The following is a 16,128-nucleotide window of genomic DNA, read 5'->3' as shown; positions in this document are numbered from 1 at the left end:
TTCCGCCGGTTACTTGACTGCGATGGGGTTGACGGGGGAGCCGACGGCGCCGGTGATGGGGAGGGGCGCGGCAGTGAGCCAGAACTCGTACACGCCGTCGGCCGCGCAGTCCGCGGCGAGGGCGTCGAGATCCCACATCTCACCGATCAGCAGGCCCACGTTGGGGATGACGACCTGGTGCAGCGGCTGGAAGGCGTGCTCGAACTCGTTCGGCCGCACCTCGAAACCCCAGGTGTCGGTGGCGATCGCGGCGATCTCGGTGCCGTGCAGCCAGCCGGCGGTGGTGAACGACAGCCCCGGAGCGGGCCCGCCCGCGTAGTCGCCCCAGCCCTCGCGCCGGGCACGCGCGAGTTGTCCGGTACGGACGAGGACGATATCGCCGCGGCCGACGCTCACCCCGTGCGCCTCGGCGGTCGCGGTCAGGTGCTCCGTGGTGATCGCGAAACCGTCGGGCAACTCGCCGCCCACGCTGATGACTTCACCCACGTCGAGCAGCACGCCGCGTCCGGCGACGAACGGCGCCATGTGCTCGATGCCGGTGACGAGATCACCGTCGGAGGTGACGACCTTCTCCGCCGCGCGGCCGTTCCACGCCTTGCCGTGGTCGAAGATGTGCCCGAGCCCGTCCCATTGGGTGGAGCACTGCAACGGCATCGCGATCACGTCGTCGGCGCCGCCGATGCCGTGCGGGAAGCCCTGGTTGCCGAGGGCGGCGTCCGTCCCGGTGTCGAGCATGGTGTGCACGGGGTTGGTGCGCCGCCGCCAGCCCTTCTGCGGGCCGTTCATGTCGAAGCGCTGGGAGAGGGAGAAGCTGACGCCCCGGCGCACGAGGGCCGCGCCCTCCCGCCGCTTGGCCTCGTCGAGGAAGTTGAGGGTGCCGAGCACGTCGTCCTCACCCCAGCGCCCCCAGTTGGAGTACGCCTTGGCGGCCTCGGCGATCGCGCCCTCCGGGTCGCGGCGGTCCAGGCTCATGCCGACGCCTCCGCCACACAACGCGTGCGCTGCACACCCAGGCCGGTGATGGAGCCCTCCATGACGTCGCCGTCGCGCAGCAGCCGCCCCCAGTGGATGCCGTTGCCGGCCGGGCTGCCGGTCAACACCAGGTCACCCGGGAGGAGTTGAGCGGTCCGTGAGACGTACGACACCAGGCGGGCGACCCCGAAGAGCATGTCCTTGGTGGACTCGTCCTGCATGGTCTCGCCGTTCAGCTTGAGGGTGACCCGCAGGTCGCCCGGGTCGGCGACGGACTCGGCGGGCACGATCCAGGGCCCGAGCGGGGTGAAGCCGGGGGCGTTCTTGCAGCGCAGCCAGTCGGTGCCGATGGCGGGCATGTCCCGGCGGAAGACGGTGGCGCGGTCGGTGAGATCGTTGGCGATCGTGTACCCGGCGACGTACTCCAGGGCCTCCTCGACGGACACCCGATGGGCCGGCTTGGCGATGACGGCCGCCAACTCCAGCTCCCAGTCCGGCTTCTGGGCCCAGGAGGGGAGGACGACGTCGTCGTACGGACCGGCGACGGTGCTGGGCAGGCCGATGAACACGTACGGCAGGTCCTCGGCGGCCCGGCGGTCCATGACCGCGGCGATCTCCGCGCGCGCCTCCTCGACGGTGCGGGGGTCGTCGGGGGAGCGGTGGGCGACCTCCAGGTCGATCACGTGCTGCCGGTAGTTGGCTCCGGACTGGAAGATCTGGCGCGGCTCGATCGGCGCGTGCACCCGCAGGTCCGCGAGCGGGCGCCGGGCGAGAGTGTCGTCGGCGGCGAGGGCGTACAGGAGGGGGAGGGTCTCCTCCCACCGCTCCACCACGGCGCGCACGTCGGCCGGTGCCCGGTCCAGGGCGCTGCTCAGGTCGAGTACCCGCTCCTTCACCAGAAGGCCGGGGAACGGCTCCCCGTCCTGAGCGGAGAACGTGCCGAGCGCGAACGGGCCGGCAGGTTGCGCGAGCGTTGCCATCAGATTTCCTCCTGCTGGGTTGCGGTCTACTCTGACCTCGAAGGACGAATCACGGAAATCAATCCTGTGGATCAGCCGAATCCATGGCATGGATGGTTCCCGCAGGTGCGGCTCGTCCAGCTCGTACAGCTCACATAGGTGGTGCTTGGTGAACCTGTCCCGACTCGACCTCAACCTGGTCGTCGCGCTGCGCGCGCTGCTGGAGGAGCGCAACGTCACCCGGGCCGGCGAGCGCGTCGGGCTGAGCCAGCCCGCGATGAGCGCGGCGCTGTCCCGGCTGCGCCGCCATTTCGACGACGAACTGCTCGCCCGCACCGGCAACAGCTACGAGCTGACACCGCTCGGGGTCGCCCTGCGTGACCGCAGTGCCACCGCGTGCGACCTGCTGGAACGCGTCTTCGCCAGCCAGGCCGACTTCGACCCGGCCGCCGAGGACCGCGAGTTCACCCTGCTCGCCTCCGACTACGGCGCGGCCGTGTTCGGCGCCGAGCTCTCTCGCGCCCTGCACGAGGAGGCCCCCGGCATCCGGCTCACCTTCCGGCACCCGGCACCGTCCGTCGTGGAGAACACCGCCACCGTGCTGAGCACCGTCGACGGGCTGCTGATGCCGCACGGCGTCATCGACGGTTTCCCCGCCGTCGACCTCTTCCAGGACCGCTGGCTGTGCATGATCGCCGAGGACCACCCGGAGGTCGGCGGCGCGCTCGCTCTCGACCAGCTGGCCCGGCTGCCCTGGGCCGTCTACCAGCGCCCCTATGACGCCCCGGCCGCCCGCCAGCTCAGCATGCTCGGCATCAGCCCCCGGGTGGAGGTCTCCGTGCAGACCTTCCAGCTGCTGCCCCACATGGTCGAGGGGACCCGCCGGGTGGCGATGATCCAGGAGCGCCTGGCCCGCAGAGCGGTCCGCTCCGCGGCGGTGCGTGTCCTCCCGTGTCCTTTTGAGGCGGTACCGGTCCAGGAGGCGATGTGGTGGCACCCCGTTCACACCCAGGATGCGGCCCATATCTGGCTGCGGCAGAAGGCGGCGGAGGTGGGGGCGACGCTGACTGCGACCCCCTGAGGGGCGCCGGGGCTGTATCGATGTGCGGCTCCGCCGCGCGGGCGTGACCAGCCACGATGGCGCCGTAGCCGAATGACGGCCCATCGTGCCACTCGCCGGAAGTTCTTGGACGCTGGACCGCCGTCAGGCCAACTGCTCCGGCAGCGGCCGGGGATCGGCCGCGCCCGCGCGACGGCGGGCCGCCACCAGACCCGCCGCGACGAGAGCGGCCGCCGGCCCCAGCAACCCCACCGCCCCCGCGAGGCTCCCCACCGCCGACTCCCCGGCGAGCAGCACCAACGGGCAGACGAACTCGCCGCCGAAGAAGGCCGCCATCCACAACCCCGTCCCACGACCCCGGTCCTCGAACGCCAGACGGGACATGGCACTCGTCAACAAGGCGGGCAGCAACATCCCCGTCCCCACGCAGTTGACGACCGCTCCCACGACCAGCAGCGGAGCGTTCCCCGCGAGGGACATCACCCCGAAGCCGGCCGCGCAGACCGCGAGCACGGCGGGCAGCATCGGGTCGGGGGAGCGTCCCAGCCGGGCGAAGGCGACCGCGCCGCCCACTGTGGCGGCACTGGCGATCGCCGTGGCCAGACCGATCACCCCGGAGTTCTCCACCCCGAGGTCGTCGAGCAGGTACGACATCTCCACCGGGACGGTGTAGAAGACCATCGCCCCGAAGAAGGTGAGGGCACAGATGCCCGCCAACTGCCGCCAGGGGAAAGCCCGGTGTGCGGTCCGGACCTCCTGCGTGGTTGCACGGGGCGCCGCGTCGGGCAGGGCGGTGGCCATCAGCGGGGCCAGTACGAGACTCACGGCGTACACCCAGAACGGCACGCGCCAGCCCGCCGAGCCGGCGGCGCCGCCGAGCACGAAGAAGACGGTGGCCGACGCGGAGGCGCACATGGTCTGCAGGGCGAGGTACCTCACCCGCTGCTGCCCGCTGTAGTAGTCGCCGATCAGCGTGGTGCAGCACGTCATGATGGCGGCCTCGGTGACCCCGACCAGGGCGCGGACGGCGATGATCGCGCCCAGCGAGTCCAGCCAGAGCGGGGCGGTGCCGAACACGGCGTACAGGAGTGTCGCCACGATCAGCAGGCGCCTGCGGCCCAGCCGGTCCACGACCACGCCGGCGAACGGGGCGAGCAGCGCCAGCGCCAGCGCCGGAACGGTCAGCGCGAGCGGCACCAGCGCCTTGGCCCCCGGGACCGACGCGAAGTGGTCCTGCATCTTGGGCAGCACGGGGGCGATCAGCACCGCCCCCAGGATCGGCAGACAGCTGCCCGCCATCAGCAGGGTCACGCGCAGCAGATGGGCCGGCCCCGTGACGGGCACGGGCACGGTAGCGGCGTCTTCGATCGTGGTGGGAGACGGCGGCGGAACGGCGGAACCGGGCATGGCGACTCCAGGGACGGTGTACGGGAGTGGGGCATGCCTTTTCCCGGGCGCCTTCGGCGCCACGGCGCACAGCATGCTGGGGACGGCCGCACGTCGGCGGCTGGTCCGGACAGCGGCGTGCGGCGTGTGGGCAGGACGACTATGGGTCGTCGGGCGCCCGGTCGCCATCCTCCGCGCGATCCGAATCCCGTATCCGCGTCATTCATGCCGTGGATGAGCTTCCTGTGCGCTCGCGCACCGCGTGGCATGCCGCGGAGCGGATCCGCCGTCACTGTCCGGCGGATCCGCTCCTGGTGCGGTGAGCAGCGGTCAGAACGCCCCGGGGGTGCGGCCGAGGGTGCCCGTGGGGTCACCGGGGCCGGCGCCCTCGACCAGGTGGCGATGGCGTTCTTCTGCACGGCCTGGGAGTCGAGCCGGCTCAGGAAGAGCTTGGCGCCCGCCTCGTGCGGGGCTTTCGATCCTGCCCACGGCACCGCCTGAGGCGGGCCCGCCGCGCCACGGCGCGGCGCTGCGGACCCGGGGACGTGTACGTGCTTTACGCCACGGCCAGTTCCTTGGTGATGCGGTCGAGCATGAAGGCCGAGGACTCGTGGGCGCGTTCTTCCCAGGCGAAGACGCAGGCGGTGGCCACTCCGTCGAAGTCCAGCTCGCGCAGGGTGCCGAAGAAGGCGTCCCAGTCGACCTCGCCCTGCCCGATGTCGAGGTGCTGGTGGACACGGGCGGCGGTGCCGGGCGGGTTGAGGATGTAGCGCAGGCCGGAGGAGCCCTTGTGGTTGAAGGAATCGGCGATGTGCACGTGCTTCAGCTTGTCGCCGGCGTAGCGCAGCATCGCCGCGATGTCCGCCGTGGGGTCCGCACCCGAGAGGTGGAAGGAGTGCGGGGCGCAGTAGAGGTAGTTCACCCAGGGCTTGCCGATCGCGCGGACGAGGTCGACCGCGGGGGTGTTCTCCTCGCAGAAGTCGTCCGGGTGGGCCTCCAGGTTGAGCGCGATGCCCTCCCGTTCGAACAGCGGCAGCAACTCCTCCAGCGAGCGCCAGAACGCGGCCTCGCTCTCGGCGGCACGCTCGGGACGGCCGTTGAACTCCGAGTTCATCAGGGGGCATTCGAGGTCGGCGGTGATCTCGATCATCCGCTTCCAGTAGCGGACGGCGGCCTGCCGCTCGGTCTCGTCGGGCGAGGACCACTTGTACAACGGCAGCACGGAGGACAGCTTCACCCCGTGTGTGCGCAGGGAGTTCTTCAGCTCGGCGATGCGTTCGTCGTCCGCGCGCGGGTGCAGGAAGAACGGCATGAAGTCGTCGCGGGGCGACAACTCGATGTACTGGTAGCCGAGTTCGGCGACCGTGCGCACCATGGTGTCGATGGGCAGGGCGCGGAACATGTACGGGTCGAGGGCGATCTTCACGCGGCACCTCCGTAGAGTGCGGGGCGGGGCTTGAGGTCGGTGGCGACGACGTGGCCCGACTCCAGGGCCTCGACGGTCGCACTGGTGATGACGGTCGCCGCGTAGCCGTCCCAGGCGGAGGGGCCGGTGGGCCCGGTGCCGGCTGCGACGCCGGCGATCCACTCGCGGAACTCGGTGTCGAAGGCGTCCGCGAAGCGGCCCACCCAGTCGGTGAGGACCTCCGTGCTGTGCTGGCCGGCGGTGCGCAGGCCGACCGTGGCCGGGTCGGGCAGCCGGACGAGGCCTTCCTCGCCGACCGTCTCGCACTGGATGTCGTAGCCGTACTGGCAGTTGACGAAGACCTCCAGGTCGATGCGGACGCCCTTGGCGGTCTCGAAGAGCATGATCTGCGGGTCCTTGAGGTGGGCGAACCGCTTGCTCGTGGCGCGCGGGGTGACCACCTGGGTGGAGACGATCTCGTCGTCGAGCAGCCAGCGCAGCACGTCCACCTCGTGCACCGCCGTGTCCAGCGCCGCCATGGCGGAGGTGTAGGACTGCGGGACGGTGGGGTTGCGGTGGGCGCAGTGCACGATCAGCGGTTCACCGATCCGGCCGGAGCCGATGACCTGCTTCATCTTCCGGTAGCCGGCGTCGTAGCGGCGCATGAAGCCGACCTGGACGAGGCGGCGGCCGTGTGCCGTTTCGGCCTCGACGATCCTGAGGCAGTCCTCGGCGGTCGTGGCCAGCGGCTTCTCACAGAACACCGGTTTCCCGGCGGCGATCGCGTGCAGCACGTGTTCGGCGTGGGTGGGGCCCCAGGACGTCACGAGGACGGCGTCGACGTCGTCCGCGGCGATCAGGGTCGCGCCGTCGGGCAGCACTCGGGCGCCGACCGGCGCCGCCGCCTGTTCGGCGCGGGCGGCGTCGATGTCGGTGACCGCGGTGACGCGGGCGCCGGTGACGGTGTCGGTGAGCCGCCGGATGTGTTCCTTGCCGATCCAGCCGGCGCCGATGACGCCTACGCGCACAGTCATGGGTGGTGGTCCTTTCTGGGAACTTCCAGGAACGGGGGAGGTCAGGAGAAGCGCGTGCGGAGTTCGGCTTCGAGGGTTTCGAGGGTGCGGCCCCTGGTCTCGGGGACGTGGCGCTTCACGAAGGCGAGGGAGCAGACGCCCGCCACCACGAAGAGGAAGAAGGTGTTGGAGACCCCGATCCCGTCGACCAGGGAGGGAAAGACCAGGCCGATCGTGAAGTTGGTCAGCCACAGCACCACCGCCGCGACGCCCATGCCGAAGCCGCGCATCCGCATCGGGAAGATCTCCGACAGCATCAGCCAGGTCACCGGCGAGATCGCGCCCTGCTGGAAGGCGAGGAAGGTGACGGTCATCGCGAGCACCGCGTATGCCCGGCCGTCGCCCGAGGGCAGCGCCAGGGAGAACACGCCGATCAGCAGCAGGGCGGTGGTGGTGCCGATCTGGCCGGTCATCAGCATCGGGCGGCGGTCGACGCGGCCGAGCAGCCAGATGCCGACGAAGGTGGCGAGCACCGAGATGACCCCGTTGGCGATGTTCGCGGTCAGCGCGCTGTCGGAGGTGAACCCGGCGTCGGTGAGGATCTGGGTGCCGTAGTACATGATCGTGTTGACGCCGGTGATCTGCTGCACGATCGCGATGCCGAAGCCGACGAACATCAGCCTGCGCAGCCACGGCTCGGCCTTCATGTCCTGCCGGCCGCCGAGCCGCTCCTGGTCCTCCTTGACGGCGAGCGCGGAGACCTCCGCGAGTTCGGCCTCGGCCCGCTGCCGGGACCGTACCTGCTTGAGCACCTCCAGTGCCTCGCCGAAGCGGGTCTTGGAGGCCAGCCAGCGCGGGCTCTCCGGCATCACCAGCATGCCGAACCAGAGCACGACGGCCGGGACGGTGGCGAGGACGAGCATGTAGCGCCAGACGCCGCCGGATTCACCGCCGACCCGGGCGATGACCGCGTTGGAGGTGAAGGCCAGCAACTGGCCGCTGACGATCATGAGTTCGTTGCGGGTGACCAGCGCGCCGCGCCGCTCGGCGGGGGAGACCTCGGCGAGGTAGACGGGCACGGTCACCGACGCCCCGCCGACCGCGAGCCCGAGCACGAACCGGGCCACGACCATGACCGCGGTGTTGGGCGCGAGCGTGCAGCCGAGCGCGCCGATGAAGAACACCACGGCGAGGAGGAGGATCGTACGGCGCCGTCCGCGCGCGTCGGACAGCCTGCCGCCGGTGACTGCTCCCAGGGCCGCGCCCAGCAGGAGCGAGCTGGTGACCATGCCTTCGGTGAAGGGGGTCAGGCCGAGGTCGTCGGTCATGTAGGGCAGGGCGCCGTTGATGACGCCGGTGTCGTAGCCGAAGAGGAGTCCGCCGAAGGTGGCGGTGACGGTGATGAGCCGCAGCCGGCGGGAGAGCGTGGGGGGTGTGTCGTCGGGCGCGGGAGCGGTGGTGTGGGTCCGGGCGGCGTTGTCCGTGAGGTCCATGCCGTCTTCTACCGGTCGTGGTGGGGGCGGCGGGTGCCCGTGAGGCCGCAGCCGGCCAGGTGCTCGCGTGTGCTGACGGCGATGGGCAGCGGTATCTCGGGGGCGCAGGGGTAGAGGTCCTGTTCGACGATCACGAACAGCTCGGCGTCCAGCTGGGCGAGTTCGGCCACTACGTCGGCGGGGTTCGGCACGCCCGCCGGGGGCGACACGCACACGCCTCGTTTGACGGCCTCGCCGAACGACAGGTTCTGGGCGGCGACCTGGGCCAGCACGGCCGGGTCCATCTGTTTGATGTGGACGTAGCCCACCCGCTCGCCGAACCGGCGGATCAGGTCGAGGTTGTCGCCGCCGCCGTAGGCGATGTGTCCGGTGTCCAGGCACAGGTTGGTGTAGCGGGAGTCGGATTCGTTGAGCAGCCGTTCGATCTCGGGCTGGGTCTGGAGGTGGCTGTCGGCGTGCGGGTGGACGACGAGGCGTACGTCGTAGTCGTCGAGGAGGAGCCTGCCCAGCCGGTCGGCGGTGCGGCCGAAGCCCGCCCATTGCTCGGCGGTCAGTTCGGGCGGCTCGGTGAACGCGCCGGTCTTCTCGTGCCGGTACATCGGCGGGATGAGGACCAGGTGGTGGGCGCCCGCGGCGGCGGTGAGCGCGGCCACCTGGCGGACGTGGGCGAGCATCTCGTCCCAGGCTTCCGGCCGGTGCAGTGCGCCGAAGGCGGTGCCGCCGGAGACCTGGAGTCCCCGGGTGTCGAGTTCCTCCTTCAGTCGCTGCGGGTCGGTGGGGAGGTAGCCGTACGGTCCGAGTTCGAGCCATCGGTAGCCGGCCTCGGCCAGCTCGTCGAGGAAGCGGGTGTATGACACCTGGTGTTCGTCCTCGGGGAACCAGACACCCCAGGAGTCGGGGGCGGAGCCCAGGCACAGGTTGCCGACGGTGGTGCGGAGCGGGGATGGCGCCGTTGCCATGACGTGTCCTTTGCGGGGGAGGGACAGGGGCCAGGAGAGTGTCGCGCTCTACTAGCGCGCTCTAGTGCGAGTACGATGACCCCTGTCCAAATGTCATGTCAATAGCCTGTTGCCGGGAGATTTCGAGAGCGCCGTCAAGGTGACGGCGTCGCAGGGCGGGTTCGGCGTCGGAGGGTGGGTTCACAGGTGGATGCATCGGGCAAACAGCGGCCCACGATGGCGGACGTCGCCGCGAAGGCGGGCGTCTCCCGGGCGCTCGTCTCGATCGTGTTCCGCAACCAGCCGGGGGCGAGCGAGGAGACCCGGGAACGGGTGCTGCGGATCGCCGACGAGATCGGCTACCGCCCCGACAGCGCGGCCCGGCTGCTGGCCCGTGGCCGCAGCCGCACCCTCGGCGTGATGTTCACCGTGCACCAGACCTTCCACACGGACCTCATCGAGGGCATCTACCCCGAGGCCGAACGCCTCGGCTACGACGTCCTGCTCTCCGCGGCCGCCCAGGGCCGCAGCGAGGCCAAGGCGGTCGAGGCCCTGCTCAGTCACCGCTGCGAGGCGCTGATCCTGCTGGCCTCCGACGCCGAAGCCCCCTACCTCGACGAACTCGCGCACCGGACGGCGGCCGTCTCGGTCGGCCGGCGCGCCCCGGGCGCCCCCGTGGACTTCGTGCACTCGGCCGAGGGCAACGGTGTACGGCAGGCCATGGACCATCTCGCCGAACTCGGCCACCACCGGATCGTGCACATCGACGGCGGACGCGGCCCCGGCTCGGTCGAGCGGCGGCGCGCCTATCGGGCGGCGATGCGCCGACGCGGGCTGGAGTCCGAGGTGCGGGTGATCCCCGGCGACCACACGGAGCAGTCCGGGATCGAGACCGGCCGGCTGCTGCTGGCCGAGCGCGACCGGGGGCAGCCGCTGCCGACAGCGGTCCTCGCGGGCAACGACCGCAGCGCCATGGGCCTGTTGATGGCCCTGACGCGGGTCGGTGTCGAGGTCCCGCGCGACCTGTCCGTCGTCGGATACGACGACAGTCACCTCTCCCATCTGATGCCGATCGGGCTGACCACCGTCCGCCAGGACGCGGTGCTCATGGCGGAGCACGCGGTCCGGTTCGCCGTGGAGCGGCTGGAGAACCCCGAACGGGAGCCGCGGGAAGCGGTGTTGGAGCCGAAGCTGGTGGTGCGGGGCTCCAGTGGCCCGGCGCCGGAGGGCGCGGCCTGAGGACACGGGTGCGGGCCGGCGGCGCGGGTGCGCCGCCGGCCGGTCACCCCGCCGCCCTCCCGGTCAGCGTGTTCCCTTCGCCGCGAACTCGGCGACGGCGTCCACGTTCTCCCTGGTGACGAAGGCCGGGCCGGTCAGGACGGGCGCGGTGCCGCCTCCGCTGACGTTCCCGTTGGTCTTGTAGAGCCAGATGGCGTCGACGGCGAGGTAGCCCTGGAGGTAGGGCTGCTGGTCGACGGCGAACTCGACCGTGCCGTCCTGGACGGCGTTGACCAGGTCCTTGGTGAGGCCGAAGGTCGCGACCTCGGCCTTGGTGCCCGCGTCGGCCGGCGACTGCACGGCGGTGAGCGCGATCGGGGCGCCGAGGGTGACGACCTGGTCGATGGAGGAGTCCGTCTTGGGCTTCGCGGTGATCGTCGACTTCACCGACGGCATGTCGGACCGGCGCAGCGGGCTTCCAGGGCGACCTGCCCCGACGACCCCCTCGCCGCCTGGGGCCGATGCGAGGACGTCGTCAAGGAGCGCCGGACCGGCGACGGGCGATCGGTTCGCACCTACGTCGCCCCGGGCCGCCCGGGCACCCCCTCCGGCGGGGCGCCGAGACCTCGGCGATCCGATGGTCAGCGCCTGGTGCGACCGTGGCCGGTTCGGCCTCCCCCGGCCGCGGGGTCGGATTTGGGACTGCGGCTCGAAGGGCCTTTGGCTCCGGTGTCCGGGGCGCCGGCCGGGCAGTCGGGCCCGTCGGCCCCGGCGGGGTCATCACCACTGTCCCCACCGGTCTCCGTGGTGCCGGGGTCCGGCGTCACGGGGGCGGGAGCGGGGATGGGGACGGGGGCCGGAACGGGAACGGGAGCGGGAGCCGGAACGGGAGCAGGGGCCGGGGCCGGAGCGGGGACGGGAGCAGGGGCCGGGGCCGGAGCGGGGACGGGAGCAGGGGCCGGGGCCGGAGCGGGGACGGGAGCAGGGGCCGGGGCGGGAGCAGGGGGCTCCGGGGCTTCCGGTGTGCCTTCGTCGGCCGGGGGCGCGTCATCCTGGGCCGGGGGCTCCTCGGCTGTCGCGTCACCAGGAGTCGGCGTGGGGCTGTCGGCCGAGGGCGGCTGTGGCAGGTCCGTTCCGGTTGTGCCGTCGGTGTCCGAGGGAGTGGTGGGCGTGGGCGTGTCGTCCGTCCGGAGGGGGGTCGTTCCCCGGACGTCGGTCACCTGCGAGGAAGGACCGTCGTCCTCGGGGGATTCGTCCCGGACGGCGGCCTGCGAAGGCGATGCCTCGGCCACCGGTGCCTCGGCCACCGGGACCTGGACCGCGGGTACCTCGGCCACCGGGGTGCGCTGCCCCGGTGTCGGAGCGGAGTCGGACCAGCCGAGGACGAGACAGACCGCGGCGGCGCCCGCCACGAGCGCGCCGGCCGTCGCCGCCATGGGCGCCTTCGCGCCGCCGACCGCGGTTTGACGCATTCCGTGCAGCAGTCCGGCGCCGTGCCCGCCCGCCGTGGTGACCGTGGTCGCCGCCGTACCGGCGGACCCGGCCGCGAAGGCCAGGAGGAACTTGCCCGTGCCGCCCAGCGCGAGGACGAGCAGGGCGGGACCGACCAGCGCGGGAAGCCGGTCGTTGGCCCGCATCAGCGAGGCGAGCAGCTTGCGGCAGTCGTCGCACGCGTCCACATGGCCGAGCAGCCGCTCACGCTGGCGCGCGGTCGCGGCACCGCGGACGTACGCGGGCATCCGGGCCCAGTGGACCTGGCACGCGGGGTCCTGCGGGGCTCCGGTCTGGGCCCGCAGGAAGGCCTGCCGCATGCCTTCCCGTGCCCGGTGCAGCAGTACGGCCGTCGCCCCCTCCTTGGTGCCGAGCTGCGGACCGATCGCCGCCAGCGGCTGGCCTTCCGCCTCGGCCAACCACAGTGCCTTCACCCAGCGTTCGGGCAACTGGCCCAGCACCCGCACCACCAGATCGACGCCGGCCACCTGCTCGGCCGGGTCCTCTCCGTGCCCGCCCGGCTCGGCCCGCTCCTCGGTCTGCGGATCCCGCGGCGTCTCGCGCGCCGCGCTCCCCGAAGCCGTCGCGAGATGCCGCACCGTCGTCCTGAGATACGCCGGGACGTTGTCGATCTCGTGCCCGGCGGCCAGCCGCCGCCACACGCGGAAGTGCGCCTCGGCGACGAGGTCTTCGGCGGCCCAGGTGTTCCTGGTGAGCGAGCGGGCGTACGCGACGAGACGCGGCTGCTGCTCCTCGTAGACGCGGGCGTACGCGGCGGTGGCGGAGGACGGGGCGGGCACGGCAGTGGACCTGTCGGTCATGGAGGAACGCTCCAGTTGCCTGCTGAGGGGTGGAAGGTTTTGTCAGCCTAGATGACAAAACTTTCAACCAAAGTTGCGGCCGTGGGGGGATATGACTCACATCACAAGGCCGGCGTCCCGGGTCCGCCACAATGACGCCATGATCGGCGCACGGATCACCTACCGCACGGCGGACGGCATACGCGTACCCGGAACCTGGCGACACGCCTTCATCCGCAACGGCGACTACTTTCTGACCGACCTGTTCATCTACGCGGACGGGCTCGTCAACTGCTGGGGCCTGGTCACCCTGGAGGAGTTCGAGGAGAAGCTGCGCCAGGGCTGGGTCGCCACCGAATTCCCGGACGGCGCCAGGGCGTCCGCCCACGGCCTGGCCGCCTGGAAGTTCGGCGAACCACGCGGCCTGCTCACCCCCGAACTGCTGCTCGCGGAGGTGCGCGACACCATCGACCAGCTCAACGGCCGCCCGGACTCCACGGACCGCTGCCTGGCCGCCGTCGACGCGTTCCTCGCCGACCGGACGGAGCAGAGGCGGACGGCGGTCCGCGACGCCTACCTCGCGATCCCGGAAACCCGGCGCCACTACGCGCTCGGCGACATGGACCGTCAGGACGGGCCGCTGAAGGTCCTGGCGGCCGGAGTCGGCGGGACCGTGGAGACCTGGCCGGACGAGCCCGTCACGCGGGAGACGTACGACGAGGCGATCGCCTACTTCGAGGACCGGGCGCGGTGGGCCGCCGAACGGGCCTCCCGGATCCCGGCGGACGGCCCCGCGACCCCGGTCGCCCCCGCGATCCAGCTCCACCAGAGCTACCCGCCGAAGCCCTCCGACGCCCCGGGCGCGAAGGCCCTGCGCAACGGCTACCCGGCACCCCTCGACGTGGACGGCGTCACCTACCCGTCCGTCGCCCACGCCTACTGGGCGCTCTCCACCGCCGACACCGCCACCCGGGCCGCGATCGCCGCCGCGGACAGCGCCTCCGCCGCCCGGACGCTGGCCATCGCCGCCCCGCGCCGCGAGGGCTGGGAGCACGCCCGGACGGCCGTCATGACGGCCCTGCTGCGCGCCAAGTACGCCCAGCATCCGGCCCTGGCCGAGATCCTCCTGGCCACGGACGACGCGACGCTCGTCTACGACGACGGCGACTCCCACTTCTGGGGCGACAACGCGGGCCGCGGCCGTAACTGGACCGGCCGCCTCCTCGAACTCGTCCGCTCCGAACTGCATGCCGCACGCGCGGGGATCATGCGGGGCGGGAGCTGAGTCGCTGTGCGGCCCGTCGTCCGCGGACCCAGTCGAGCAGCAGCACCGAGCACACCGCCGCGAACGCGCACCAGGTCGAGACGAACTCCAGCCGCCACAACGCGAAGCAGAGCGACGCCCCCACGGCGACCACCACCCCCAGGGCCCGCAGCCGCCGGTCGCCGGACAGCAGCAGGGAACCGACGGTGGCCAGGAGGTAGCCCGCGACGAGCACGGCCGGGTGCGCGAGGTCGAGGGCGTAGCCGACCGTGTGGCCGCGGATCTCGGCCGTCACCGGGCCGGTGGCGATCGCGTACGCGAGTGCCGCGGCCGTCGCGGTGCCGGCCGCGAGCAGGATCGTCAGCCTGCGCCGGATGTGTGGCGGGGCCGCGCACCACACTCCCGCGGGCACCCACACCGCCAGCAGCGGCATCGCGATGACGGCCCAGACGACGGTGGCCGGTCCGCTGCCCCCGCCCGCGTCCCAGACCACCGACTCCACGATCTGGTGCGCCCCGAGCAGCAGGGGCAGTGCGGCGAGGAGAAGGTCCCGACCGCTGCGCACCTGTGCCACCGAGGCCACTCCGACGGCCGCCACCCCGGCGCCCGCGACCAGATCGGCCGTCGCACTCCAACACATCGCGTCCCCGTCCGCCTCGCCCCGGCTGCCACGGTACGTCCCGCTCCGATCATCCACCTGCGTTCCCGCCGACGGGTGGACGGCGTGATCGGGAGCGGCGTCAGGATGCTTTCGGTGGGTAGGGGCTCCAGTGAGCCGCCCCGGGTGGGAGGGGGCGGGTGGATGTCGGATACCGAAGGAGGCCGAGGGTGGTGGACGCCTCGCGGGGAGTCGACCGGTTCGGGCCGGTGCGCGGCGGGGCCGTGCTGGAGGTGGGCCCGTTGCCCGGCCGGCCCGGCATACGCGCCAGGGGCGAGATCAGCGAGGTCACTCGTTCGCCGTGGGAAGAGGCCCTGGCGGGCCTGGCACGGCAGCATGCCGATGTGTCCTATGTGGAACTCTCCGAGGTCGGGTTCGTCGACGTGGCCGGGGTCGCGGCGCTCGCCGTCACGGCGATGGCCCTGCGTGGTGGCCGGGTGGTGGTCGAGCATCCGCCACCGCAGGTGCCGCGCGTGCTGGGCCTGTTCTGGCCGGGCCTGCGGCGGATCGAGGTGGCGCCGCGATGAACCCGGTGGCGACCCACGAGACGTTCGAGCACCCCGCGCTGTTCTACCGCACCGAGCAGGAGTACGTGGACGGGACGGTGTCGTTCGTGCAGGACGGCCTGGACGTCGGCGAGCCGGTCGCGGTGGCGGTGCCCGGCCCCAACCTGGAGCTGATCAGGGCCGGTCTGGGCGCGGACGCCGACGGTGTCCTCCTGCTGGACATGACCGAGGCGGGACGCAACCCGGGCCGGATCATCCCCGGAGTGCTACGCGCGTTCGCCGACGCCCACCGGCGGGGACGGGCGCGGATCATCGGCGAGCCGATCTGGGCGGGCCGCAGCGCGCTGGAGTACCCGGCCTGCGCGCAGCACGAGGCGTTGATCAACGCGGCCTTCGAGGGCCGGCCGGTGACCATCCTGTGCCCGTACGACGCCGCACGCCTGGACGCGGAGGTGCTGGCCGACGCGAGGATCACCCATCCGACCATCGTGGCCCGGGGCACGGAGCAGGTCAGCGACGCCTACGACTGGCGCTCCGTCGTCGCCCGTTACAACGAGGCGCTGGTGCCCGCGCCGGACGCGGCCGTGTACTCCTTCGGCTCCGACGACCTGTCGGCCGCCCGCGCCTTCGCGGTCGGCCGGGCCGAACGGCTGGGTCTCGCCGGGCAGCGGCTGGCGGACGTCGAACTGGCGGTGGCGGAGCTGACGACCAACAGCGTGGTGCACGGCGGCGGACGGGGAACCCTCGCGGTCTGGGCCGAGGCGGGGCAGATCGTGTGCGAGGTCCGGGACGCGGGCCGGCTGGCCGATCCGCTGGCCGGCCGCAGACCGCCCGAGCGCGGTCAGATCGGCGGCCGCGGTCTGATGCTGGTCCACTACGTGTCCGACCTGGTGCGCCTGCACACCGCCGACGACGGTACGACCGTCCGCTTCTACGTCACCCGCTGAGGCGGCGGCGACCGACGG

14 protein-coding genes and 1 pseudogene are annotated in these 16,128 nt (G+C 72.2%); 5 read left to right on the top strand and 10 right to left on the bottom strand.

Annotated features, from left to right (window positions below; genetic code table 11):
* Positions 1-9: 9 nt before the first annotated feature.
* On the bottom strand, positions 10-972 hold the full coding sequence (locus OG289_RS07655) for a cyclase family protein (RefSeq protein ID WP_327313244.1): 963 nt from the start codon (positions 970-972) through the stop codon (positions 10-12).
* Positions 969-1,952 (bottom strand): fumarylacetoacetate hydrolase family protein, encoded by a 984-nt coding sequence (locus tag OG289_RS07650; protein ID WP_327313243.1) that lies wholly within the window; start codon positions 1,950-1,952, stop codon positions 969-971. Before OG289_RS07650 ends, OG289_RS07655 begins: the two co-directional genes overlap by 4 nt.
* A 148-nt stretch (positions 1,953-2,100) precedes the next feature.
* Here OG289_RS07650 and OG289_RS07645 point away from each other — a divergent pair, with 148 nt between their 5' ends.
* On the top strand, positions 2,101-3,012 hold the full coding sequence (locus OG289_RS07645; protein WP_327313242.1) for a LysR family transcriptional regulator: 912 nt from the start codon (positions 2,101-2,103) through the stop codon (positions 3,010-3,012).
* Positions 3,013-3,135: 123 nt separating this feature from the next.
* On the opposite strand, the gene OG289_RS07640 is transcribed toward OG289_RS07645, so the two are convergent.
* The 5 genes from OG289_RS07640 to OG289_RS07620 form a co-directional block, all read right to left on the bottom strand.
* Complete coding sequence (locus tag OG289_RS07640) at positions 3,136-4,398, bottom strand: MFS transporter (protein WP_327313241.1); 1,263 nt, start codon at positions 4,396-4,398, stop codon at positions 3,136-3,138.
* A 535-nt stretch (positions 4,399-4,933) separates the two neighbouring features.
* Positions 4,934-5,803: a sugar phosphate isomerase/epimerase family protein gene (locus OG289_RS07635; protein ID WP_327313240.1), complete on the bottom strand. Its 870-nt coding sequence runs from the start codon at positions 5,801-5,803 to the stop codon at positions 4,934-4,936.
* Positions 5,800-6,816 (bottom strand): Gfo/Idh/MocA family oxidoreductase, encoded by a 1,017-nt coding sequence (locus tag OG289_RS07630; protein WP_327313239.1) that lies wholly within the window; start codon positions 6,814-6,816, stop codon positions 5,800-5,802. Before OG289_RS07630 ends, OG289_RS07635 begins: the two co-directional genes overlap by 4 nt.
* 41 nt (positions 6,817-6,857) lie before the next feature.
* Positions 6,858-8,288 carry a sugar porter family MFS transporter gene (locus OG289_RS07625; RefSeq protein ID WP_327313238.1) on the bottom strand — a complete coding sequence of 477 codons (1,431 nt, stop codon included), beginning with the start codon at positions 8,286-8,288 and terminating at the stop codon, positions 6,858-6,860.
* Between the two features lie 8 nt (positions 8,289-8,296).
* Positions 8,297-9,247 (bottom strand): TIM barrel protein, encoded by a 951-nt coding sequence (locus OG289_RS07620; protein ID WP_327313237.1) that lies wholly within the window; start codon positions 9,245-9,247, stop codon positions 8,297-8,299.
* Positions 9,248-9,463: 216 nt separating this feature from the next.
* Between OG289_RS07620 and OG289_RS07615 the strand changes: the two genes are divergently transcribed.
* Positions 9,464-10,465, top strand: a complete 1,002-nt coding sequence (locus OG289_RS07615; protein WP_327320614.1) for a LacI family DNA-binding transcriptional regulator — start codon at positions 9,464-9,466, stop codon at positions 10,463-10,465.
* Positions 10,466-10,528: 63 nt separating this feature from the next.
* Here OG289_RS07615 and OG289_RS07610 read toward each other — a convergent pair.
* Together OG289_RS07610 and OG289_RS07605 are read right to left on the bottom strand one after the other, a co-directional pair.
* Positions 10,529-10,906, bottom strand: a pseudogene (locus OG289_RS07610) (substrate-binding domain-containing protein); the annotation flags it as partial.
* Between the two features lie 179 nt (positions 10,907-11,085).
* Positions 11,086-12,756 (bottom strand): sigma-70 family RNA polymerase sigma factor, encoded by a 1,671-nt coding sequence (locus OG289_RS07605; protein ID WP_327313236.1) that lies wholly within the window; start codon positions 12,754-12,756, stop codon positions 11,086-11,088.
* Between the two features lie 139 nt (positions 12,757-12,895).
* Between OG289_RS07605 and OG289_RS07600 the strand changes: the two genes are divergently transcribed.
* Complete coding sequence (locus OG289_RS07600; protein WP_327313235.1) at positions 12,896-14,020, top strand: NADAR family protein; 1,125 nt, start codon at positions 12,896-12,898, stop codon at positions 14,018-14,020.
* Here OG289_RS07600 and OG289_RS07595 read toward each other — a convergent pair.
* The gene (locus OG289_RS07595; protein ID WP_327320613.1) at positions 14,001-14,639 is read right to left on the bottom strand and encodes a DUF6629 family protein; all 639 of its coding nucleotides are present in this window, start codon (positions 14,637-14,639) and stop codon (positions 14,001-14,003) included. The genes OG289_RS07600 and OG289_RS07595 overlap by 20 nt on opposite strands.
* A 188-nt stretch (positions 14,640-14,827) precedes the next feature.
* On the opposite strand from OG289_RS07595, the gene OG289_RS07590 reads away from it, so the two are divergent.
* Both OG289_RS07590 and OG289_RS07585 read left to right on the top strand, forming a co-directional pair.
* Entirely contained in the window at positions 14,828-15,184 is a 357-nt protein-coding gene (locus OG289_RS07590; protein ID WP_327313234.1) for an STAS domain-containing protein, read from the top strand.
* Positions 15,181-16,110: an anti-sigma factor RsbA family regulatory protein gene (locus OG289_RS07585; protein WP_327313233.1), complete on the top strand. Its 930-nt coding sequence runs from the start codon at positions 15,181-15,183 to the stop codon at positions 16,108-16,110. Before OG289_RS07590 ends, OG289_RS07585 begins: the two co-directional genes overlap by 4 nt.
* Positions 16,111-16,128: the final 18 nt, after the last annotated feature.

This window comes from Streptomyces sp. NBC_01235 (assembly GCF_035989285.1).
Classification (GTDB): domain Bacteria; phylum Actinomycetota; class Actinomycetes; order Streptomycetales; family Streptomycetaceae; genus Streptomyces.
This window is presented reverse-complemented; position numbering and strand designations above follow the sequence as displayed.

Bases quoted from the DNA above. Each gene is read 5' to 3' on its own strand.
- OG289_RS07655 (WP_327313244.1), bottom strand. From the start codon at position 972: ATGAGCCTGGACCGCCGCGACCCGGAGGGCGCGATCGCCGAGGCCGCC.
- OG289_RS07650 (WP_327313243.1), bottom strand. From the start codon at position 1,952: ATGGCAACGCTCGCGCAACCTGCCGGCCCGTTCGCGCTCGGCACGTTC.
- OG289_RS07640 (WP_327313241.1), bottom strand. From the start codon at position 4,398: ATGCCCGGTTCCGCCGTTCCGCCGCCGTCTCCCACCACGATCGAAGAC.
- OG289_RS07630 (WP_327313239.1), bottom strand. From the start codon at position 6,816: ATGACTGTGCGCGTAGGCGTCATCGGCGCCGGCTGGATCGGCAAGGAA.
- OG289_RS07625 (WP_327313238.1), bottom strand. From the start codon at position 8,288: ATGGACCTCACGGACAACGCCGCCCGGACCCACACCACCGCTCCCGCG.
- OG289_RS07620 (WP_327313237.1), bottom strand. From the start codon at position 9,247: ATGGCAACGGCGCCATCCCCGCTCCGCACCACCGTCGGCAACCTGTGC.
- OG289_RS07615 (WP_327320614.1), top strand. From the start codon at position 9,464: ATGGCGGACGTCGCCGCGAAGGCGGGCGTCTCCCGGGCGCTCGTCTCG.
- OG289_RS07605 (WP_327313236.1), bottom strand. From the start codon at position 12,756: ATGACCGACAGGTCCACTGCCGTGCCCGCCCCGTCCTCCGCCACCGCC.
- OG289_RS07600 (WP_327313235.1), top strand. From the start codon at position 12,896: ATGATCGGCGCACGGATCACCTACCGCACGGCGGACGGCATACGCGTA.
- OG289_RS07595 (WP_327320613.1), bottom strand. From the start codon at position 14,639: ATGTGTTGGAGTGCGACGGCCGATCTGGTCGCGGGCGCCGGGGTGGCG.
- OG289_RS07585 (WP_327313233.1), top strand. From the start codon at position 15,181: ATGAACCCGGTGGCGACCCACGAGACGTTCGAGCACCCCGCGCTGTTC.